Origin of the sequence: Thauera sp. WH-1 (genome assembly GCF_047806685.1) — a bacterium.
Classification (GTDB): Bacteria; Pseudomonadota; Gammaproteobacteria; order Burkholderiales; family Rhodocyclaceae; genus Thauera.
Genome location: NZ_JBLQGP010000004.1, coordinates 159,768 through 182,389 on the forward strand (window position 1 = coordinate 159,768; position 22,622 = coordinate 182,389).

The window sequence follows — 22,622 nt, forward strand, 5'->3', positions numbered from 1 at the left end:
GGCGTCTCAAGTCCGTGCAGAACCGCGGCACTCAATCCTGCGCCGCTTCCTCCTGCTGCTGCAGCAGCCACATCTGCGCATAGGCGCCGCCGGCGGCCAGCAGCGGGGTGTGACGGCCGCGCTCGACGATGCGCCCCTTGTCGAGCACGATGATCTCGTCGGCGTCCATGATCGTCGACAGGCGGTGGGCGATGACCAGCGCGGTGCGGCCTTCGGCGGCGCGCATGATCTGCGCCTGGATCGCCTTCTCCGTCTTGGAGTCGAGGGCCGAGGTGGCCTCGTCGAAGATCAGGATGGCGGGGTTCTTCAGCAGCGCACGCGCGATGGCGACGCGCTGCTTCTCGCCGCCGGAGAGCTTGAGGCCGCGCTCGCCGACGCGGGTCTCGTAGCCTTCCGGCAGCTGGCCGATGAAGTCCTCGAGCTGCGCGGCGCGTGCGGCGGCTTCGACCTCCTGGCGCGAGGCCGCGGGCCGGCCGTACTGGATGTTGTAGAACAGCGTGTCGTTGAACAGCACCGTGTCCTGCGGCACGATGCCGATCGCCGCGCGCAGGCTGTCCTGGGTGAGCTGGCGGATATCCTCGCCGTTGATGCGGATCGCGCCGTCCTGCACGTCGTAGAAGCGGTACAGCAGGCGCGCGAGCGTCGACTTACCCGAGCCGGACTGGCCGACGATCGCCACCGTGCGGCCGGCCGGGATGTCGAAATCGACGTCGAACAGGATCGGCCGCTTGGCGTCGTAGGCGAAGCTGACGCGCTCGAAGCGCACGCTCGCCCGTCCGCTGGCCAGGCTGCGTGCGTCGGGCGCGTCGGCGATCTCGCGATGCTGGTGCATGAGGCCGAACATGCGCTCGATGTCGGTGAGCGACTGGCGGATCTCGCGGTACAGCACACCGAGAAAGTTGAGCGGGATGTAGAGCTGGATCATGAAGGCATTCACCAGCACGATGTCGCCGATCGTCATCTCGCCGCTGGCGACCCGGACCGCCGCCTGCCACATCATTGCCGTGACGGCGACCGCGATGATCGCCGCCTGGCCGACATTGAGCGCCGACAGCGAGTACTGGTTGGTGATCTGCGCCTTGATCCACTTGCTCAGCTGCTCGTCGTAGCGCCGGGCCTCGAACTCCTCGTTGTTGAAGTACTTCACCGTCTCGAAGTTGATCAGGCTGTCGATCGCACGTGCATTGGCGGCCGAGTCGAGCTCGTTGGCCTCGCGGCGCAGCGCGGTGCGCCAGTTGGTGACCTTGACCGTGAAGACGACATAGAGGACCAGCGCCGTCAGGGTGATCAGTGCGAACACCGCGTCGTACTGCGCCAGCAGGATCGCGATCACCATGCCGATCTCGATCAGTGTCGGCAGGATGGAATACAGCGTGTAGCTGATCAAGGAACCAATCGAGCGTGTGCCGCGTTCGATGTCGCGGGTGAGGCCGCCGGTCTGGCGCTCGAGATGGAAACGCAGCGACAACGCGTGCAGGTGGCGGAACACACGCAGCGAGATCTCGCGCACCGCCTGCTGCGTCACCCGCGCGAAGACCACCTCGCGCAGCTCGGTAAACAGCGAGGTGGAGAAGCGCAGCACGCCGTAGGCGAGCAGGAGGGTGGCCGGCGCGATCAGGAAGGCCTGCTCGGGCGTGATCGTCAGGCCGTCGATGACGTGCTTGAACACCAGCGGCACCGAGACGTTGGCCCCCTTCGCGGCGACCAGACAGGCGAGCGCAAAGATGACCCGGCCCTTGTACGCCCAGATGAAGGGGATGAGGCTCTTCAGGGTCTCCCAGTCGCGGCGTTCGGTGGGCTCGGGGCCGGGCAGGGCGGCAGCAGGGGCGCGTCTCATGAAGGGGTCCAGTTGGGCGAGAGGGTGTCCGGCTCGGCATCGACGCGCGCGCCAAAAGCGCGGCAATACGCCGGCCCCGGGCCGGGCAACGGCATGCAGGCAGCGGATTCTGTTGGCAGCGTGGGCCCGCGTCAAATTGGTGCGGGCGTCCGTGAGGAAAAGCACGCACACCGGCTTGACTTGGGAGCAGGACTTTGTACTATTCAAACAAACGTTTGAATTAGAAAAATCGATCCGCACATCAGCCCGCATCAATGAAGAATTTCCCGCCCACCAAGGAGCGCGGAGCCGTCACCAAGGAGGAGTTCAATGAATCGGATCAAACATCGAGCCGCGCCGCGCCGCGCCATCCTGGCGTCCGCCGTCGTGCTTGCCTTCACTGCGCCCGCGGCCGTGCAGGCCTTCGAGTTCAGCAGCGCCAGCGGCGAGCTGAGCGGCAGCTTCGATACCACCTTGTCGGTGGGGGGGCTGTGGCGGATGCAGGACCGCGAATCCTCGCTGATCAGCATCGCCAACGGCGGCACCTCGCGCGACCCGAACTCCGACGACGGCAATCTCAAGTACGACAAGGGCGACATGGTGTCGCTGGCCTTCAAGGCGACCCATGATCTGGAGCTCAATTACCGCAACTATGGCGCCTTCTTCCGCGCCTCCTACTTCTACGACCACGCCTTCATGAACAAGAGCGGCATGAGCAATGCCGCCCGCAGCGAACTGGGGCGCGATGCCGAGATCCTGGATGCCTATGTGCGTGGTCGCTTCGATGTCGGTGGCCGCACGCTGAACCTGCGTGCCGGCCGCCAGGTCGTGAGCTGGGGCGAGAGCACCTTCATCCAGAACGGCATCAACATCCTGAACCCGGTCAATGTGAGCCGCCTGCGCATCCCCGGCTCGGAGCTGCGCGAGGGCCTAACGCCGATCGGCATGCTGTGGGCTTCGCAGGAGCTCACCGACAACGTCAGCGCGGAACTGGTGTGGATGGCGGAGTGGGAAAAGACCAAGATCGAGCCGGCTGGGACGTTCTTCAGTACGAATGATTTTGTGTCGGCGGGAGGCAACATTGCGTACACGGGCTTCGGCAGGCTGGATGACGGCAACAAGCCGCCAGCGGCCGTTACTCCGCTTGGACCTCTGGGTACGACAGCCCAGCTTTTTGCGCCTCGCGCAAAGGACCGCGAGCCGGGCAACGGCGGCGAGTATGGGCTTGCGCTACGGATGCTGGTGCCGGAGTGGAATTACACCGAGTTCGGCTTCTACCACGTCAACTACCACAGCCGGACTCCTTTCGTTTCGGGCTCTCGCGGTGGGTATTCGACACATGGCACGCCGATCCCTGGGTGCACCGTGTTTGACCCAGTCGTTGCCTCTGGGCCGACCGGCCTGCCAGGTGGATGCGCTTACGCAGGCGGGCGGGGCGGCGAGTACTTCGTTGATTATCCCAAGGACATCAAGCTGTTTGGCCTGAGCTTCAATACAGCAGGGCCTGCCGGCATCGCCCTGCAGGGTGAATATTCGTATCGCAAGAACCAGCCGGTGCAACTCCCTTCGGCAGAGCTACTGCTTGCCGCCTTGGGTGCCCCCAACCAGATTACGGGAACAGGGGTGACGCAGGTTGCGCCGGGCACCTTTGTGCCCAACGCCTTCCTCCAGCAACCCTATGGCGCCGAGGTCACGGGCTATCGGCGCGTCAAGATGCATCAGGTCCAACTGACCGGAACGAAGGCCGTGCCCCAGGTGCTGGGTGCCGAGCAGATGGTGGTGGTAGGTGAGATCGGCTACACACATCTGGACCTGCCCTCGAGTCTCAAGTTCGCCGCGGCAGGTTGCCACCTGCCTCAGGTCGGCTCATCCACGGCCACTTCATTTGGCGCGACGAGCTCCGGTTGCTTCATGACCGAGAATTCCTGGGGCTATCGCCTGCTTGCCCGCTTCGAGTATCCGAATGCGGTCGCGGGTGCAAACCTGTCGCCGCGGATCGCCTTTTCGCATGATGTGAGCGGGCGGGGGCCCTCCTTCAACGAAGGGGCGAAGGCTGTCACGCTTGGTCTTGGCATGAATTATCGCCAGAACTGGCAGGCGGACATCGCCTATAGCGCCTTCTTCGGTGGAAAGAAGATTTCAGGGGTTGATCCGAGCCCGAACCCGCTTGGCCAGCCCCGGACTTACGCCAGCCACACCAATCCCCTCTACGACCGCGACTTCCTGTCGGTCAGCGTCAGCTACTCGTTCTGAGCACCCCCGGATCTGGAGACAAACGACATGCGCAAGACTTTCACGATTCTCGGCGCGGCGCTCGCAATGGCACTGGCGGCGCCGGCCATGGCCGATGCATCGCGTCTGGGACAGGCGCTCACGCCCATGGGGGCGGAGCGCGCCGGCAACGCGGCCGGCACGATCCCGGCCTGGGACGGCGGCCTGAGTTCGGCGCCGGCCGGGCATCAGCCGGGCGGGCATTATGCGGACCCCTTCGCCGCCGATGCGGTGCTGTTCACCATCGATGGGTCGAACGCCGAGCAGTACGCTGACCGCCTCACCCCGGGCCAGGTCGCGCTGCTCAAGACTTACCCGAGTTGGAAGATGAACGTCTACCCGACGCGCCGCAGCGCGGCCTTCCCGCAGGCGCATTACGAGCAGACCATCGCCAACGCCAGCCGCGCAAAGCTGGTCGATGGCGGGCGCACGATCGAGGGCACGACCGGCGGCATTCCCTTCCCGATTCCGCAGAACGGCGCGGAGGCGATCTGGAACCACCTCGCGCGCTATCGCGGCGAGTCCTATGCGATGAACTGGAGCCAGGCGGCAGTCACGCGCCAGGGTACCTACACGCCGGTACGGTTCGAATACCAGTACGATTTCCACTACGGCAGCCTGAGCAAGCGGCCCGATCAGATCGAGGCCGGCAAGCTGTTCAACTTCCTGCAGACGGTGACCGCGCCGGCGCGCCTGGCCGGGCAGATCCTGCTGGTGCATGAGTTCCTCGACCGCCGCCAGGCCTGGACCTACAACCCGGGCCAGCGCCGTGTGCGCCTGGCACCCAACGTCGCCTACGACAATCCCGGCACGGCGGCCGATGGCCTGCGCACCAACGACGATTTCGACATGTACAACGGCGCGATCGACCGCTACGACTGGACGCTGGTGGGCAAGAAGGAGATCTTCGTCCCCTACAACGCCTACAAGCTGGTCGGAAACACGGTGTCGATGGCGGACGTGTTGAAGCCGGGGCATGTGAATCCCGATCTGGCGCGCTACGAGCTCCATCGCGTCTGGGTCGTCGATTCGACGCTGAAGGACGGCACCAGCCACAGCTACAAGCGCCGCACCTTCTATCTGGACGAGGATTCTTGGTCGATTCTGGCGGTGGACAAGTACGACGCCCGCGATCAGTTGTGGCGCGTGTCCGAGCTGCACACCATCAACTGGTACGACATCCCGATGGTCTATCCCAACCTCGAGGTGCACCACGACCTGCAGTCCGGTCGCTACATCGCGATGGGCCTGCGTAACGATGAGCCGCGGGTCTACAACGTGATCGATGCCCGCCCGGCGGACTTCACGCCGGCCGGCCTGCGTGGGGTGGGGACGCGCTGATCCTCGGGGGTGGCCATGCACCGCGTGATCGGAATCCTCTTTGTCGGCTTCGTGCTTGCCGCAGTGGCGTTTGCATTCTCGCCGCGCAGCGATCCGCCGATGCCGCCGACACAGGTCCGCATCGGCCACCTGCAGATGCTCGATGTGGCCGCGCGCGAGGACGGCCGCCTGGTCGCCGTCGGCGAGCGCGGCCACATTTTCATCTCCGACGATCGCGGCAGCGAGTGGCGTGCGGCGCTGTCGCCGACTGCGGCGACCTTGACGGCGGTGCGCTTCATCGACGCAGGACGCCTGGTGGCGGTCGGCCACGACGCGCTGATCCTGCGCAGCGACGACGGCGGCGAGTCATGGTCGGAGGTCCGGTTCGACGCCGAGGCGGAGGAGCCCCTCCTGAGCGTGTGGTTGGGCGAGGACGGGCGTGGCTTCGCCGTCGGTGCCTATGGCCGCTTCGAGTTCAGCACCGACGGCGGCGCGACTTGGGAGAGGCGCGAGCTCGAGGCGAATGAGGAGGCGCTGCACCTGAATGCCATCGCCCGCGTGGATGAGGACGTCTTCCTGATCGCCGGCGAGGCCGGCACGCTGTTGCGCTCGCAGGATGGGGGCGAGAGCTGGGAGGCGCTCGCATCGCCTTATTCGGGCTCGTATTTCGGTGCGCTCGCGCTGCCCGGTGGCGGAGTGCTCGTGTATGGCATGCGCGGCCATGTGTTTCGCTCGGACGATGGCGGTGAGACCTGGCATGAGGTGGCGACCGAGGTGCAGGGCTCGCTCTTCGGAGGGCGGGTGCTGGGCGACGGCCGCGTGGTGCTGGTGGGGCAGAACGGCGCGGTGCTGGTAAGTGAGGATGAGGGACGCAGCTTCGCAAGAGTGGAGCGGGTGGATCGCCGCTCCCGCGCGGCGGTTGCCGACACAGGCGCAGACGAGGTCGTGCTGGTGGGTGAGGACGGCGCCGATCGCCTGCGATTGCCGCGCGCGGACGGAGGGCGTTCGTGATGCTGAAGTCGCTCGTCGAGTTCCTCGGCCTGCTGCTGTTCCGGCGCCGCCGGCTCTTCCTGGGGCTCTTCGTCGTGCTCACCGTGCTGCTGGGCGCTTCGGCGAGCCGGCTGCAGGTCGATGCGGGCTTCGAGAAGATGATCCCGCTCGAGCATCCGTACATGCAGACCTTCATGGCCTATCGCAACACCTTCGGCGGGGCCAACCGCGTGCTGGTGGCGCTGCGCCAGCACGAGGGCGACATCTACAACGCCGACTTCATGCGCACGCTGAAGGCCGCCACCGACGAGGTCTTCTTCATCCCCGGCGTGGATCGCGCCACGGTGACCTCGCTGTTCACCCCCAATGTGCGTTTCATCGAGGTGGTCGAGGCCGGCTTTGCCGGTGGCAACGTCATCCCGGCCGATTTCGAGGGTACGGCCGAGGACCTCGAGACGGTGCGCGAGAACGTGCTCAAGTCCGGCCGCGTCGGGCGCCTGGTGTCGAACGACCACCGTGCGGCGATGATCAGCGCCGAACTGCTTGAGATCGACCCGAACACCGGCGCGCGCCTCGACTACCTCGCGGTGGCCCGCCAGCTCGAGGACTTGCGTACCCGCCACGCGGGCGCAGGCCTGGACGTGCACATCATCGGCTTTGCCAAGGCGGTGGGCGACATCACCGATGGGGCGCGGGGCGTGCTGCTGTTCTTTCTCGTCGCCTTCGGCATCACCGCGGTGCTGCTGTTCCTCTATTCCGGCTCGATCAAGCTGGCTGCGCTGACCCTGCTGTGCGCCATGGTGCCGGTGGTGTGGCTGATGGGGCTGCTGCCGCTGATCGGCTTCGGCATCGACCCCATGTCCATCCTGGTTCCCTTCCTCATCTTCGCCATCGGCGTCAGCCATGCCGTGCAGATGACGCACGCCTGGCGGCTCGAGATCATGGCGGGCGCGGGGCCGCTGGCGGGCGCCCAGAATGCCTTTCAGCGGCTTTTCCTGCCGGGTTCCATGGCGCTGACGACGACCGTGGTGGGCTTCCTGGTCATCATCCGCATCGAGATCGACATGGTGCGTGAGCTGGCGCTGACCGCCGGCCTCGGCGTGGGCCTGATCCTCGTCACCAACATGTTCCTGCTGCCGCTGCTGCTGTCATGGACGCGCCTGGGGGGGCGCGAGATGCAGCGCACGATCGGCGCGGAGACCAAGGACCATTGGCTATGGGGTCGCCTGCGCACGCTGGCCGAACCGCGCCGCGCCACCGTGGTGCTGCTCATCACCGCCCTGCTGCTGGGGGCGGCGACCTGGAAGGCGCGCGACCTGCGTACCGGTGACCTCGGTCACGGCATCCCCGAACTGCACGAGGACTCGCGCTACAACCAGGATGCGGCGGCAATCGTCGACGCGTTCTCGATCGGGGTGGATGTGCTGTCGGTGATCGTGCAGTCGACGGGCGTCGATGGTGCCTGCACCGACTTCGAGATCATGGACACCATCGACCGCTTCGAGACGACGATGCGTGGCGTGCATGGGGTGCAGAGCGTGGTCGGCCTGCCCGGCGTGGCGAAGACGATCAACGCCGGCTGGAACGAGGGCAACCCGAACTGGCGCGTGCTGTCGCGCAACCCGACGGTGCTGGCGCAGTCGGTGACGCCGGTCGACACCAGCACCGGCCTGCTCAATACCGACTGCAGCGCGATGCAGGTGCTGATCTTCACCCGCGACCACGAGGGCGCGACCATTGCGCACGTCATTCGCGAGGTGAAGGCCTTCCGCGAGGCCAACCGCAGCGATCGCCTCGACTTCCTGCTCGCCTCCGGCAACGTGGGTGTCATGGCGGCGACCAACGAGGCGGTCGATGCGGCCTCCGTCACCATCCTGCTGCTGGTGTTCGGCGCCATCAGTCTGTTGTTCTTCCTCGAGTTCCGCTCCTGGCGTGCGACCCTGTGCATCATCCTGCCGCTGATGATCGCGGCGGTGTTCTGCAATGCCCTGATGGCGGTGCTCGGAATCGGTCTCAAGGTCTCGACCCTGCCGGTGGTCGCGATCGCGGTCGGGATTGGGGTTGATTACGGCATCTACTTCTACGAACGGATGGCGCATCGCTTCCGCCAGGGCGACACGCTGCCCGATGCCTTCCATCAGGCCTTGAGCCAGCGCGGCACGGCGGTGATGTTCACCGCCACCACGATGGCGGTGGGCGTCGGTACCTGGACCTTCTCGGCGCTGAAGTTTCAGGCCGACATGGGGCTGCTGATGGCCTTCATGTTCATCATCAACATGCTGGGAGCCCTGTTGCTGCTGCCCTCGCTCGCGGCCTTGCTGCTGCGCACGCGCGCTGAGCCGACGTCCAAGAAAGTTTGAATGCGGGTATCAAATTTCTTGACAGGAAGGGCTCAGGTCTTAGAATTCAAACGAACGTTTGAATGAGCTGCGGCTCGTTCAGGAGACCCCAATGAGCACCCAACCCGGCAAGCCCGGTCCCGAAACGCGCAGCCGCATCCTCGATGCGGCCGAGGCGCTGTTCGTCGAGCACGGGCTGGATGGCACCTCGATGCGCATGATCACCGCTGCGGCAGGCGTCAACCTGGCGGCGGTGAACTACCACTTCGGCACCAAGGACAGCCTGATCCACGAAGTCTTCAAGCGTCGGCTGGGCGAGCTGAACCAGGCCCGCATCGCCGCGCTCGATCGTGCCGAGCGTCGGGCGCGCGAGCAGGGGGGCGGGCTCAAGCCCAGCCAGGTGCTGGAGGCCTTTTTCACCCCCTCGCTGGAAATGGTGGCCGACACCGCCGGTGGCGGGCGAACCTTCATGCAGTTGCTCGGACGAACCTATACCGAGCCCAACGCCTTCGTGCGCAAGTTCCTCGCCGAGGAGTACGCGGAAACCCTGCAGCGCTTCCTGCAGGCGCTTTACGACTCCTTGCCCGGCGTGCCGCGCGAGGAAATCCTGTGGCGCTTCCATTTCATGATGGGCGCCACGTCCTATGCGATCGCGGGTACCGATGCGCTGCAGTTGTTCGCCGGGCATTTCGACGATGAGGACCCCGCGCGCATGCTGCCGCGGCTGATTTCCTTCCTGCTCGGCGGCTTGCGCGCGCCCTTGCCCGATTTTGTGAACGCCGCGCCCCGGCCCTCGCGGGCGGCGAAGACCCCGGATGCGACCTGAGCCTGTCGCATCGATGAACGCAGCGCGATGCCTGGACAAGGCGTGGCGCCCAGGAATGACGACGATCTGGAGACAGACATGAGCTGGATCTTGCTGCTTTCCCTCCCTCCCTTGGCAGGTGCGCTCGCCTACGGGCGAGCGCCTCTTTTTGCCTGGCTATGGGCGGGCCTTGCATGGCTTGCCGCGATGGGGTGGGCGGCGGACTGGGCGGTGGGGTGGACCTTGCTGGCGATGGCGCTGCTCTCCGGCCTCATCGGCGTGTTCATGGCGGAGTCGCTGCGCTACAAGTGGGTCACCGGGCCGATCTTCGAGGCCTTTCGGCGGGCACTGCCGACCATGTCGCAGACCGAGAAGGATGCGCTGGAAGCCGGCACCGTGTGGTGGGAGGGCGAGCTTTTCGGCGGCAGCCCGGACTGGCAGCGCTTCCGCTCCTACCCCTGGCCGAAGCTGAGCCCCGAGGAGCAGGCCTTCCTCGACAACGAGACGGAGGAACTGTGCCGCCTCACCAACGACTGGGAGTGCACCCAGAAGCAGGACATGCCCGCCGAGGTCTGGCAGTTCATCAAGGACAAGGGCTTTCTCGGCATGATCATTCCCCGCGAGTACGGCGGCAAGGGCTTTTCGGCCTATGCGCATTCGCAGGTCATCACCAAGCTGTCGACGCGCTCGTCGGCGCCGGCGGTCACGGTCATGGTGCCGAACTCGCTGGGTCCGGCCGAGCTGCTGCTGCACTACGGCACGCCCGAGCAGAAGCAGCACTACCTGCCCGGTCTGGCAAGCGGGCGCGAGATTCCCGCCTTTGCCCTGACCAGCCCTTGGGCAGGATCGGATGCCGCCTCCATCCCCGATGCCGGGGTCGTGTGCAGGGGTGTATGGGAGGGTGAGGAAGTGATCGGCATGCGCGTCTCCTTCGACAAGCGCTACATCACGCTGGCGCCGGTGTGCACGGTGTTCGGCCTCGCCTTCCGCCTGTACGACCCCGACCACCTGCTCGGCGAGACCGAGGACCTCGGCATCACCTGCGCGCTGGTGCCGCATGACCACCCCGGCGTGGAGATCGGCAACCGCCACTTCCCGCTCAATGCGGTGTGGATGAACGGGCCGGTGCGCGGCAAGGACGTCTTCATGCCGCTGGCGTTCATCATCGGTGGTCCGAAGATGGCCGGTCAGGGCTGGCGCATGCTGATGGAGTGCCTGGCCGCCGGGCGCTCGATCTCGCTGCCCGGCTCCAACACCGGCATGCAGAAGCTCACCGCGCGCACCGTCGGTGCCTATGCCCGCGTGCGTTATCAGTTCAAGACCGCGATCGGCCGCTTCGAAGGCGTGGAGGAGGCGCTCACCCGCATCGGCGCCAACACCTATCTGTGCGACGCCGCGCGCGTCATGACTGCCGGTGCGATCGATCTCGGCGAGAAACCCTCGGTGGTGTCGGCCATCGTCAAGTACCACGTCACCGAGCGTACCCGCCAAGTGGTCAACGATGGCATGGACGTGATCGGCGGCAAGGGCATCTGCCTCGGGCCGCAGAACTTCCTCGGCCGCGCCTACCAGCAGATTCCGGTCGGCATCACGGTCGAGGGCGCGAACATCCTCACCCGCAGCCTGATCCTGTTCGGTCAGGGCGCGATTCGCTGCCATCCCTATGTCCTCGACGAGATGCACTCGGCACAGCAGGGCGACCTCGAGGCTTTCGACAAGGCCTTGTGGGGACATGTGGGCTTCACCGTGTCGAACGCGGCGCGCGCGGTGGTGATGGGCCTCACCGGCTCGCACTTCGTCAAGGTGCCCGAGGGCGTGGCGCCCGAGACGCGGCGCTACTACCAGCAGCTGACTCGCTTCTCGGCCGCCTTTGCCTTCATCGCCGACATCTCCATGGGCACGCTGGGTGGCGCGCTCAAGCGCAAGGAAAAGCTCTCCGCCCGCCTGGGCGACATCCTGTCGCTGATGTACCTCGCCACCGCGACCTTGAAGCGCTACGAGGCGGAAGGCCGCCAGGCGGCGGATGCGCCCTTGATGCACTGGGCGATCTGGGACTGCATGTTCCGCATCCAGCTCGCCTTCGAGGGGGTGATCGCCAACTTCCCGAACAAGCTTGCCGCCTTCGTGTTGCGCCGACTGGTGGTGTTCCCGCTCGGTCGGCCCTATGTCGTGCCGTCCGATAGGCTCGGCCACCAGGTCGCTGCCTTGATGATCGAGCCCTCGCCGACGCGTGACCGGCTGACCGCCGACGTCTACCTGCCCGACACGGTCGAGGAGCCGGTCGGTGCGCTCGAGGCGGCGCTGATCGCCACCATTGCCGCCGAGCCGGTCGAGGCCAAGCTCAAGGAGGCGCAGCGCAGTGGTCGCTTCCAGCCCGGGCTGATGACAAGCGGCGACGTCGACGAGCTCTGGCGACACGCGCGCGCAGCGGGTGTGCTCAGCGAGGAGGAGTACCGCATCGTCGAGCTTCGCAACAGCCTGCGCGACAAGGTAATCCGGGTGGATGACTTTCCCTACGACTTCGGTCTCAAGGCGGCGCTCGACGACGCGCCCGATTCGGCCCCCGCGCTGAGAGTGGCGGCATGAGCCGGCGCGCCTATGTCGTCGATGGCGCGCGCACGCCCTTCCTCAAGGCGCGTAACGCGCCGGGGCCGTTCACCGCTGCGGACCTCGCCACCGCCGCCGGGCGCGCCCTGCTGCTACGCCAGCCCTTTGCGCCGGATCAGCTTGACGAGGTCATCCTGGGCTGCGCCAGCCCCTCGGCGGACGAGGTGAATATCGGCCGCGTGGTCGCGCTGCGCATGGGTTGTGGCAACGCCGTGCCCGGCTGGACGGTGATGCGCAACTGCGCTTCGGGCATGCAGGCGCTCGATTCCGCGATCGCCAACATCCAGTGTGGGCGCAGCGAGCTCGTGCTCGCCGGTGGCGTCGATGCGCTTTCGCACGCGCCATTGCTGTTCTCCGACCGGATGGTGCGCTGGCTGGCGGGGTGGTACGCAGCGAAGACGCCGGTGCAGAAGCTTGCCACGCTGAGATCCCTGCGCCTGGGCGATCTTGCGCCGGTGATCGGCATCATGAAGGGACTGACCGACCCCATCGTCGGGCAGTTGATGGGTCAGACCGCCGAGAACCTGGCGTGGAAGTTCGGCATCACGCGGGCGGACATGGATGCTTATGCCGTCGAGAGCCACCGTCGCGTCGTCGCCGGCCAGGATGCGGGACATTACCGCGACGAGATCGTCCCCTTGATCGATCGCGACGGCGCGGTGTACGGCGCAGACGACGGTGTGCGGCGCGACTCCTCGGTGGAGAACCTGGGCAGGCTCAAGCCCTTCTTCGACAAGAAGTATGGCCGCGTCACGCCCGGCAACAGCTCGCAGATCACCGATGGCGCGGCGTGGCTGGTGCTGGCGTCGGAGAATGCCGTGGAGCGATTCGGTCTGACGCCGCTCGGTCGCATCATCGACAGCCAGTGGGCAGGCCTGGCGCCCGAGCAGATGGGGCTCGGGCCGGTGCATGCGGCGCTGCCCATTCTGCAACGCCATGATCTTGCGCCGAACGAGCTCGACGCCTGGGAGCTCAACGAGGCCTTCGCTGCCCAGGTCATCGCGTGCCTGCGCGCGCTGGCCGATGACGCCTGGTGCCGCGAGCACTTCGGCAGGGCGGCGCCAGGCGCCCCCGATAACGCGCGCTTGAACGTGGATGGGGGTGCCGTCGCCCTTGGCCATCCGGTGGGCGCGAGCGGTGCGCGCATCGTGCTGCATCTGCTCCACGTGCTGCGCCGCAAGGGTGGGGGGCGTGGGATGGCGTCGATCTGCATCGGTGGCGGGCAGGGCGGAGCAATGCTGCTGGAGACGGTGTGATGAGCGTGAATGTGCAACCTGTCTGGCAGCACTGGCGCCTGCGCCGCGAGGAGGGCGAGCTGGCCTGGCTGGATTTCGACAAGGCCGGCGCAAGCACCAACGTGCTGTCGGCCGAGGTCATGGACGAACTGTCCGCGGTGCTCGACATGCTCGACGCCTCGCCACCCCGTGCGCTGGTGATCGCCTCCGCCAAACCTGCGGGCTTCATTGCCGGTGCCGACATCGAGGCCTTCTCCCGTCTCGCGTCGCCCGCGGCCGCACGTGCGCTGGTCGATCGCGGCTGGGCGCTGTTCAACCGCCTTGCTGCCGTGCGCTACCCGACATTGGCGCTGATCCGCGGTCACTGCAGGGGGGGAGGGCTGGAACTTGCGCTCGCCTGCCGCTATCGCCTGGTGGTCGACGAGCCGGGCACGCGCCTGGCCCTGCCCGAGGTCATGCTCGGCATCATGCCGGCCTGGGGCGGCATGTTGCGCCTGCCGCAGGTGATCGGCCCGGCGGCGGCGCTCGACCTGATGCTGACCGGCAAGAGCGTGGACGCGAAGAAGGCGAAGCGTCTCGGCCTGGCCGACGATTGCGTTCCACCACGGGTGATGGAGCCGGCGGCGCGCATCCTGGCGCTGTCCGCCAAGCCGGCGCGGGCGCTGTCGTTGCCGCAGCGGGCGCTGCGCTTCGCGCTGAACGGCCCGCTGCGCAGGCTGGTCGCCGGCAGGGCGCGCAAGCAGACGGCGGCCAAGGTGAGCCGGACGAACTACCCGGCGCCTTTCGCCATCATCGACATCTGGGAACGCCATGGCGGCAATGCGCTGGCCGTGCCTGCGGGTGAGCCGGCCTCGCTGGAGGCGATCTTTGCCTCGCCGACCGCGCGTAACCTGGTACGCGTGTTCTTCCTGCAGGAACGCCTGAAAGCCTTCGGCAAGGACAGTGATTTCGCCCCGCGCCATGTGCATGTGGTCGGCGCCGGCGTCATGGGCGGCGACATCGCCGCGGTGTGCGCGCTGCGCGGCCTGACGGTGACGCTGCAGGACCAGTCGGTCGAGCGCATCGCGCCTGCCATACAGCGTGCCGCGAAGCTGTTCGAGCGCCGCCACAAGGGCGATGCGCGCCAGGTGCGCTTTGCGCTCGACCGTCTGATCCCGGACCCCGAGGGCCACGGCGTGGCGCGCGCCGACGTAATCATCGAGGCAATCTTCGAGAACCTTGAAGCCAAGCGCAGCCTGTTCGCCGCGCTCGAGCGCCGCGCCCGTCCGGACGCGGTGCTCGCGACCAATACTTCCAGTCTGCGCCTGGAGGACATCGCGACCGCGCTGATGGCGCCTGCGCGCCTGGTTGGGATCCATTTCTTCAATCCGGTTCCGCAACTGCCGCTGGTCGAGGTAGTGCAGGGCGAGGCGACGACGCCCGACGTGCTGCGTCGCGCCACCGGCTTCGTGCGCAGCATCGACAAGCTGCCGCTGCCGGTGAAGAGCGCGCCCGGCTTCCTGGTCAACGCGGTGCTCGGGCCCTACATGCTCGAGGCGCTGCGCTGTGTGGAGGAAGGCATTGCGCCCGAGACGGTCGATGCGGCGTTGACGGCCTTCGGCATGCCGATGGGGCCGGTCGAGCTGGTCGATACCGTGGGCCTGGACATTGCGGTGGCCGCCGGCAAGGCGCTCGCCGGCGCGGGCGCCGAGCCGCCGGTGCGCTTGCTGAAGCTGGTGGGCGAAGGCAAGCTGGGGCGCAAGAGCGGCGAGGGCTACTACCGCTGGGTCGATGGCAAGGCAGTAAAGGGCGAAGGCCAGGAGAGCGGCAAGGCCAGGGGCACTGCGCCAGCGCCGGTTCCTGCCGGTCTGGCTGACCGTGTCATCGCCCCGCTGCTGGCCGCAGCGCAACGCTGCGTGGATGAGGGCGTGGTGACCGATGCCGAGCTTGCCGATGCGGGCGTGATCTTCGGTGCCGGCTTTGCGCCACACACCGGTGGCCCGCTGCACTACGCCGCCGCGCGATCCAGAATGCACCCTGAGTGTCCGATGAGGAGGGAGACGTGAACAGACTTATCATTCGCAAGGTCGCCGTGCTTGGCGCCGGCGTGATGGGGGCGCAGATTGCCGCACACTGCGCCAATGCCGACGTGCCGGTGATCCTGTTCGACCTGCCGGCGAAGGAAGGCGAAGCCAGCGCGATTGCCGCCAAGGCGCTGGCCGCCATGAACAAGCTCGACCCCGCCCCTTTTGCGGCCAAGGACCGTGTCCAGTACGTCGAGGCCGCCAACTACGGCAGCGACCTCGGTCGGCTCGCCGAATGCGACCTCGTCATCGAGGCGATCGCCGAAAAGATGGAGTGGAAGCTCGACCTGTATGCCAAGGTCGCGCCTCACCTCAAGCCCGACGTGGTGTTTGCGACCAATACCTCCGGCCTGTCGATCACCGCGCTGTCGGCTGGCATGCCGGTGGAGCGCCGGGCGCGCTTCTGCGGCATTCACTTCTTCAACCCGCCGCGCTACATGCCTCTGGTCGAACTGATCCCGACGGCGGACACGGATGCCGGCGTGCTCGACGGCCTCGAGGCCTGGCTCGTCACCCGCCTGGGCAAGAGCATCGTGCGCGCCAGGGATACGCCGAGCTTCGTTGCCAACCGCGTTGGCGTGTTCTCCATCCTCGCCGTGCTGTACCACACGCAGCGGCTCGGCCTGGCCTTCGATGAGGTCGATCTGTTGACCGGTCCGCGCATCGGCCGACCCAAGAGCGCGACCTTTCGCACCGCCGACGTGGTCGGCCTCGACACCCTGGTGCATGTGCTCGGCGCCATGCACGCCACGCTCGGAGAGGGGGGCGGTGGTGATCAGCGCGACCCATGGGCGGCGCATTTCACCACGCCCGCCTGGCTGCAGGCGCTCGTTGCCAAGGGCGCGCTCGGACAGAAGACGAAGTGCGGCATCTACCGCAAGCAGGGCCGGCAGATCCAGGTGCTCGACCTGCACCTGCAGGACTACCGCGACAGCGGCGGCGAGGTCTTCCCCGACGTCGAGGACATCCTGAAGCTGAAAAGTCCGGCGGAGAAGTTCGCCCAGCTTGCCGCCCACCCCCACCCGCAGGCGCAGTTCCTGTGGTCCATCTTCCGCGACGTCTTCCACTACTGCGCCGTGCATCTGGGCGACATCGCCGATAACGCCCGCGACATCGACCTGGCCATGCGCTGGGGCTTCGGCTGGGCGCAGGGGCCGTTCGAGACCTGGCAGGCGGCGGGCTGGAAGGAGGTCGCGGCGATGATTCGCGAGGACATCGACCATGGCCGCGCGATGGCGGCCGTGCCCTTGCCGGCCTGGGTGTTCGAGCGCGAGGGCGTGCACGCACCGGCGGGCTCCTACAGTGCCGCCGAGGACGCCTTGAAACGGCGCGCCGCGCTGCCGGTGTACCAGCGTCAGCTCTACCCCGACCGTGTCCTCGGCGAGGCGCCGGACGATCGCGGCGAGACCTTGTGGGAGAACGCCGGCGTGCGCCTGTGGCGGCGCGCCGACCAGGATGCGCGCATCGGCATCGTGTCGATCATCTCGAAGATGCACGCCATCGGCGACGAGGTCATGGACGGCATGCTCGAAGCCATCGCGCGTGCCGAGGCCGAGCTCGACGGCCTGGTGATCTGGCAGCCGCCGCCGTTTGCCGTCGGCGCCAACCTGCAGCAGGTGAGCGAGGCCTGCCGCGCCGGGCAGTTCGACCTGCTCGAGCGCATGGTGGCGAGGTTCCAGCACACCGCAATGGCGATCAAGCACGCGCAGGTGCCGGTGGTGGCGGCCGTGCAGGGCATGGCGCTGGGCGGTGGCTGCGAGTTCGCGATGCATGCCGCGCATCGCGTCTTCGCGCTCGAAAGCTATGTCGGTCTGGTGGAGGCGGGGGTGGGGCTGATTCCGGCCGGCGGAGGCAGCAAGGAGTTCGCCCTGCAGGCCCATGCGCTGGCCCAGCGTGCGGCAGGCGGGGATGTCTTCCCTTACATCCAGACCGCCTTCCAGACGATCGCCATGGCGACCGTCGCCAAAAGCGCGCTGGAAGCGGTGCAGCTCGGCTTTGGGCGGGCGGGCGACGACGTCGTGTTCAATGCCCACGAGATCCTTCACGCCGCGATCCGCCGCGCGCGGGCGATGGCCGAATCGGCCTGGCGGCCGCCGCTCATCAATCCGCAGGTCAGCGTGGCCGGGCGCAACGGCATTGCGACGTGCGAGATGCTGCTGCTGAACATGGCCGAGGGCGGTTTCATTTCGGCTCACGACTACCGCGTGGCCAAAGCCGCGGCGACCGCCTTGTGCGGTGGCGAGGTCGATACCAACAGCCGCGTGAGCGAGCAGTGGATCCTGGACGTCGAGCGTGCCCAGTTCGTCGAGCTGCTGAAGACCGAAAAGACCCAGCAGCGCATTGCGCACATGCTCGAAACCGGCAAGCCCTTGCGCAATTGATCGCCATCCCGTGATGGCAACGGATCGAGGACGAGAACCATGAGCAAACAGATTCAGGACGCCTACATCGTTGCCGCGCTGCGCACCCCGGTGGCCAGGCGCAACGGCGCCTTCCGCCACGTGCGTCCGGACGACATGCTGGCGACGGTGTTGCGCGAGGTCGTGGCGAAGGTGCCGAATCTCGATCGCAACGAGATCGGCGACGTCATCACCGGTTGTGCGATGCCCGAAGCAGAGCAGGGCATGAACGTCGCCCGCATCGGCCTGCTGCTCGCCGGTCTGCCGGATGCGGTGCCGGGCATCACCATCAATCGCTTCTGCGCCTCGGGCCTGCAGGCGGTGGCCGATGCCGCCAACCGCATCCGCCTCGGCGAGGCCGACGTGATGATTGCGGCCGGCACCGAGAGCATGAGTGCGATGCCGCAGATCATGGGCAACAAGGTCAGCCTCAACCCGCAGATCTTCGCCCGCACCGAGAACCTCGCCATCGCCTACGGCATGGGCCTGACGGCCGAGAAGGTCGCGCAGCAGTGGGGCGTGAGCCGCGAGGATCAGGACGTCTTTGCGGTCGAGTCGCATCGCCGTGCCGGCGCGGCGATTGCGGCAGGCCACTTCCGCGACGAGATCCTGCCCTATGCGGTGAAGTCCTACGCACCGGGCGCGGACGGCGTGGTGCGTATTGCCGAGCACTGCGTCGAGCAGGACGAGGGGCCGCGCGCGGACGCTGCACTCGACAGGCTGGCGAAGCTCAAGCCGGTGTTTGCCGCGCGCGGTTCGGTCACCGCCGGCAACAGCTCGCAGATGTCCGACGGCGCGGCCGCCGTGCTGCTGATGAGCGAGACGGCGGTCAAGCGCTACGACGTGCAGCCGATCGCCCGTTTCGCCAGCTATGCGGTGGCCGGTGTGCCCCCGCAGGTGATGGGCGTCGGCCCGATCGAGGCGATTCCGCGCGCCTTGAAGCTGGCCGGCATACAGCTCGCCGACATCGGCTGGACCGAGCTCAACGAGGCCTTCGCGGCCCAGGCCCTGGCGGTGATGCGCCAGCTCGACCTGGATCCGGCGAGGGTGAACCCGCTTGGTGGCGCGATCGCGCTGGGCCATCCGCTGGGCGCGACGGGGGCGATCCGCACGGCGACGCTGATGTCGGCGATGCGGCGCGATCCGGCGCTGCGCTTTGGGATGATCAGCATGTGCATCGGCACCGGGATGGGTGCGGCGGCGGTGTTCGAGCGCGTCTGACGCGATCCTGCGGTGGTCGGCCCGCGTTGTGGAAACTACGGATCGGCACCGGGTTGTTGCTGGTTCGGCGTGATCGGCAGGTAACAATCTTTTATAATCCGCGTGTTTGTAGACGCGGGACCGACCCGACGTCGCGGGGCAGAGGGGTCCCGTGACGGCCAGACGGCGGTCTCGTCCATTCCCACGAGTCTTTGGGCGAGAGGCGCATGATAAGAATCAAACGCGGTCTGGACCTGCCCATCACCGGCGCACCCGCGCAGCGCATCGAGGACGGTCGTCCGGTGCGCAGCGTGGCCGTCATCGGCTTCGACTACCACGGCATGAAGCCGACCATGGCGGTGCAGGTCGGTGATCGGGTGAAGCTGGGGCAGGTCCTTTTTTCCGACAAGAAGACCCCCGGTGTGGTGTTTACCGCACCGGGTGCCGGCACGGTCAGTGCGATCCATCGCGGCGAGCAGCGCGTGCTGCAGTCGGTGGTGATCGATCTCGAGGGCGAGAATGCGGCCGACAGCGCCGTCGACTTCGCTCGCTACAGCGATGCACAGATCGACGCCCTGGACGATGCCAAGGTACGCGAGAACCTGATCGAGTCCGGCCTGTGGACGGCCTTGCGCACCCGCCCCTACAGCAAGGTGCCGGCGATCGACGCCAAGCCGCGCTCGATCTTCGTGACCGCCATCGATACGCATCCGCTGGCGGCAGACCCGACCGTGGTCATTGCCGAGCACAAGGACGACTTCGCGCGCGGCCTCAAGGTGCTCGCGCGCATGGCCCGTGTCGTCGTCTGCCATGGCGAGGGCACGCAGATGCCGGGTGTCGAGCAAGGCAACGTCAGCGCCGAGACCTTCGCGGGTCCGCATCCGGCGGGGCTCGCCGGCACGCATATCCACTTTGTCGACCCGGTCGGTGCGCACAAGAGCGTGTGGTACCTGAACTACCAGGACGTGATCGCGATCGGCAAGCTGTTCGCCAGCGGCCGGCTATGGACCGAGCGCGTGGTCGCGCTCGGCGGGCCGATGGTCGCCAAGCCGCGTCTGGTGCGTGCGCGTCTGGGGGCCAGCCTGGACGAGCTGACCGCGGGCGAGATCAAGGTGGGCAAGAAGGTGCGCGTGATCTCGGGATCCGTGTTCGGCGGCCGCACCTCGCGCGGCGCCTGTGCCTACCTCGGTCGTTACCACTTGCAGGTGTCCTGCCTCGAGGAGGGCACCGAGCGCGAGATGCTGCATTACCTGCGTGCCGGCGTGGAGAAGCATTCCGTAATGAATCTCTACATCTCGAAGCTGTCGCCCGGCAAGCTGTTCGACTTCACTACCACGACCAACGGCAGTCCGCGCGCGATGGTGCCGATCGGCAACTATGAAGAGGTGATGCCGCTCGACGTGTTGCCCACGCAGCTGCTGCGCGCGCTGATCGTTGGCGATACCGATACCGCGCAGAAGCTCGGCGCGCTCGAGCTCGACGAAGAAGACCTGGCGCTGTGCACCTACGTGTGCGCGGGCAAGTATGAATACGGTCCCATCCTGCGGGATAACCTCACACGCATCGAGAAGGAGGGTTGAGAATGGGTCTGCGCTCCTGGCTCGACAGCATCGAGCATCACTTCGAAAAGGGTGGCAAGTACGAGAAGTTCTACGCTCTGTACGAAGCCATCGACACCGGCCTGTTCAAGCCCGGCAGTGTCACCCGCACCACCGCCCACGTGCGCGACGGTCTCGACCTCAAGCGCATGATGATCACGGTGTGGCTGTGCACCTTCCCGGCCATGTTCTTCGGCATGTGGAACGTTGGCTACCAGGCCAACACCATCCTCGCGTCCAATGCCGAGCTGATGGCGGCCCAGGAAGGCTGGCGCTTCGCGCTGCTGGGCGGGATCGCCGGTTTCGACCCCGGCAGCCTGTGGGCCAACTTCCTGCATGGCGCGGCCTACTTCCTGCCGATCTACCTGACGACCTTCATCGTCGGGGGCTTCTGGGAGGTGCTGTTCGCCGCCATCCGCAAGCACGAGGTCAATGAGGGCTTCTTCGTCAGCTCGGTGCTGTTCGCGCTGATCTGTCCGCCCGACATGCCGCTGTGGCAGGTCGCGCTCGGCATCAGCTTCGGCATCGTCGTCGGCAAGGAGGTCTTTGGCGGTACCGGCAAGAACTTCCTCAACCCGGCGCTGACTGGCCGTGCCTTCCTGTATTTCGCCTATCCGGCGCAGATGTCGGGTGACGCAGTGTGGACCGCGGTCGACGGCTACACCGGCGCGACCATGCTGTCCTTCGGCGCCTCGGGCGGTCTGGAGGCCATCATGGCGGGCGGCATCACCTGGTGGGATGCCTTCCTCGGCACGGTGCACGGCTCGATCGGCGAGACCAGCACGCTGGCCATCCTGATCGGCGGGGCGGTGCTGCTGATCATGAAGATCGCATCGTGGCGGATCGTCCTCGGCGTCTTCCTCGGCATGGTGGCGATGAGCCTGCTGTTCAATGCCATTGGCTCCGACACCAACCCGATGTTCGCCATGCCCTGGTACTGGCACCTGGTGATGGGCGGCTTCACCTTCGGCATGATCTTCATGGCCACCGACCCGGTCTCGGCCTCGATGACCGACACCGGCAAGTGGATCTTCGGCGCGCTGATCGGCGTCATGACCGTACTGATCCGCGTGGTGAATCCGGCCTTCCCCGAAGGCATCATGCTGGCCATCCTGTTCGGCAACCTTTTCGCGCCGCTGATCGACCACTTCGTGGTGGCGGCCAACATCAAGCGGAGGCTCGCGCGCGATGTCCAATAAGGAATCCATATCCCGCACCCTGACGGTGGCGCTGGCGGTCAGCCTCGTCAGCTCCGTCTTCGTGGCCGGGGCGGCGGTTTCGTTGAAGCCGCTGCAGACTCAGAACCGCCTGCTCGACAAGCAGCGCAGCATCGCGGCCATCGCCGGCATGGGCGGCCGCGAGTTGCCCGCGGCGCAGGTGCGCGCGCTGTTCGGCGACACCATCAAGGCGCGGCTGGTCAATCTCGAGAGCGGCGAGTTCGCCGACGACTTCGACGCCGCGACCTTCGATCCGCTCAAGGCGGCCAAGGACCCGCAGCAGTCGGTGCGCCTGACCAAGGACGAGGACATCGCCTCGATCAAGCGGCGCGAGCGCTACACCACGGTGTACATGATCGAGGATGAGCAAGGCCGCATCGAGACCCTGATCCTGCCGATCCGCGGCTACGGTCTGTGGTCGACCCTGCACGGCTTCATGGCGCTCAAGGGCGACCTCAACACCGTGGTCGGCCTCGGTTTTCATGAGCACGCCGAAACCCCCGGCCTCGGCGGCGAGGTCGACAACCCGCGCTGGCGCCGGCAGTGGGAGGGCAAGCAACTGTTCAACGATCAGGGCGAGGTCGCGGTGCAGATCGTCAAGGGTGGCGTGGACCCGCAGAGCTCGGCGGCCATCCATCAGGTCGATGCCCTGGCCGGCGCCACGCTGACCAGCAACGGCGTCGATAATCTGCTGAAGTTCTGGCTGGGCGAGCAGGGCTTCGGCCCCTTCCTTGCCAAGCTGCGCTCGAAGGAGGCGTGATC

Annotated in this window: 14 protein-coding genes; 13 read left to right on the top strand and 1 reads right to left on the bottom strand. The window is 66.8% G+C overall.

From position 1 onward, the window contains the following. Positions 1 to 31: 31 nt before the first annotated feature. On the bottom strand, positions 32 to 1,837 hold the full coding sequence (locus ACMV5O_RS06370; RefSeq protein ID WP_416162710.1) for an ABCB family ABC transporter ATP-binding protein/permease: 1,806 nt from the start codon (positions 1,835 to 1,837) through the stop codon (positions 32 to 34). Between the two features lie 309 nt (positions 1,838 to 2,146). On the opposite strand from ACMV5O_RS06370, the gene ACMV5O_RS06375 reads away from it, so the two are divergent. From ACMV5O_RS06375 to ACMV5O_RS06435, 13 genes are all read left to right on the top strand, one after another. Further along, the gene (locus tag ACMV5O_RS06375; RefSeq protein ID WP_416162711.1) at positions 2,147 to 4,069 is read left to right on the top strand and encodes a DUF1302 domain-containing protein; all 1,923 of its coding nucleotides are present in this window, start codon (positions 2,147 to 2,149) and stop codon (positions 4,067 to 4,069) included. A gap of 27 nt (positions 4,070 to 4,096) precedes the next feature. After that, on the top strand, positions 4,097 to 5,428 hold the full coding sequence (locus ACMV5O_RS06380; protein ID WP_416162712.1) for a DUF1329 domain-containing protein: 1,332 nt from the start codon (positions 4,097 to 4,099) through the stop codon (positions 5,426 to 5,428). A gap of 15 nt (positions 5,429 to 5,443) precedes the next feature. Continuing rightward, on the top strand, positions 5,444 to 6,418 hold the full coding sequence (locus ACMV5O_RS06385; RefSeq protein WP_416162713.1) for a WD40/YVTN/BNR-like repeat-containing protein: 975 nt from the start codon (positions 5,444 to 5,446) through the stop codon (positions 6,416 to 6,418). Then, positions 6,418 to 8,757 (top strand): efflux RND transporter permease subunit, encoded by a 2,340-nt coding sequence (locus ACMV5O_RS06390; RefSeq protein ID WP_416162779.1) that lies wholly within the window; start codon positions 6,418 to 6,420, stop codon positions 8,755 to 8,757. Before ACMV5O_RS06385 ends, ACMV5O_RS06390 begins: the two co-directional genes overlap by 1 nt. A gap of 91 nt (positions 8,758 to 8,848) precedes the next feature. Continuing rightward, a complete protein-coding gene (locus ACMV5O_RS06395; protein ID WP_416162714.1) occupies positions 8,849 to 9,562 on the top strand; it encodes a TetR/AcrR family transcriptional regulator in 714 nt (237 codons plus the stop codon). A gap of 78 nt (positions 9,563 to 9,640) precedes the next feature. Next, positions 9,641 to 12,127: an acyl-CoA dehydrogenase gene (locus tag ACMV5O_RS06400; RefSeq protein ID WP_416162715.1), complete on the top strand. Its 2,487-nt coding sequence runs from the start codon at positions 9,641 to 9,643 to the stop codon at positions 12,125 to 12,127. Further along, positions 12,124 to 13,404, top strand: coding sequence for an acetyl-CoA C-acetyltransferase (locus tag ACMV5O_RS06405; RefSeq protein ID WP_416162716.1), 1,281 nt, complete (start codon positions 12,124 to 12,126; stop codon positions 13,402 to 13,404). Before ACMV5O_RS06400 ends, ACMV5O_RS06405 begins: the two co-directional genes overlap by 4 nt. Then, positions 13,404 to 15,428: a 3-hydroxyacyl-CoA dehydrogenase NAD-binding domain-containing protein gene (locus ACMV5O_RS06410; protein ID WP_416162717.1), complete on the top strand. Its 2,025-nt coding sequence runs from the start codon at positions 13,404 to 13,406 to the stop codon at positions 15,426 to 15,428. Before ACMV5O_RS06405 ends, ACMV5O_RS06410 begins: the two co-directional genes overlap by 1 nt. After that, positions 15,425 to 17,827 (top strand): 3-hydroxyacyl-CoA dehydrogenase/enoyl-CoA hydratase family protein, encoded by a 2,403-nt coding sequence (locus tag ACMV5O_RS06415; RefSeq protein ID WP_416162718.1) that lies wholly within the window; start codon positions 15,425 to 15,427, stop codon positions 17,825 to 17,827. Before ACMV5O_RS06410 ends, ACMV5O_RS06415 begins: the two co-directional genes overlap by 4 nt. 39 nt (positions 17,828 to 17,866) lie before the next feature. Continuing rightward, positions 17,867 to 19,066 (top strand): acetyl-CoA C-acyltransferase, encoded by a 1,200-nt coding sequence (locus ACMV5O_RS06420; protein WP_416162719.1) that lies wholly within the window; start codon positions 17,867 to 17,869, stop codon positions 19,064 to 19,066. A 206-nt stretch (positions 19,067 to 19,272) separates the two neighbouring features. Beyond that, positions 19,273 to 20,625, top strand: a complete 1,353-nt coding sequence (locus tag ACMV5O_RS06425; protein ID WP_416162720.1) for a Na(+)-translocating NADH-quinone reductase subunit A — start codon at positions 19,273 to 19,275, stop codon at positions 20,623 to 20,625. Between the two features lie 2 nt (positions 20,626 to 20,627). Continuing rightward, positions 20,628 to 21,842: an NADH:ubiquinone reductase (Na(+)-transporting) subunit B gene (locus tag ACMV5O_RS06430; RefSeq protein ID WP_416162721.1), complete on the top strand. Its 1,215-nt coding sequence runs from the start codon at positions 20,628 to 20,630 to the stop codon at positions 21,840 to 21,842. Beyond that, positions 21,832 to 22,620, top strand: coding sequence for a Na(+)-translocating NADH-quinone reductase subunit C (locus ACMV5O_RS06435; RefSeq protein ID WP_324536970.1), 789 nt, complete (start codon positions 21,832 to 21,834; stop codon positions 22,618 to 22,620). The genes ACMV5O_RS06430 and ACMV5O_RS06435 overlap by 11 nt, the downstream gene beginning before the upstream one ends. The last annotated feature ends 2 nt before the right edge of the window (positions 22,621 to 22,622 follow it).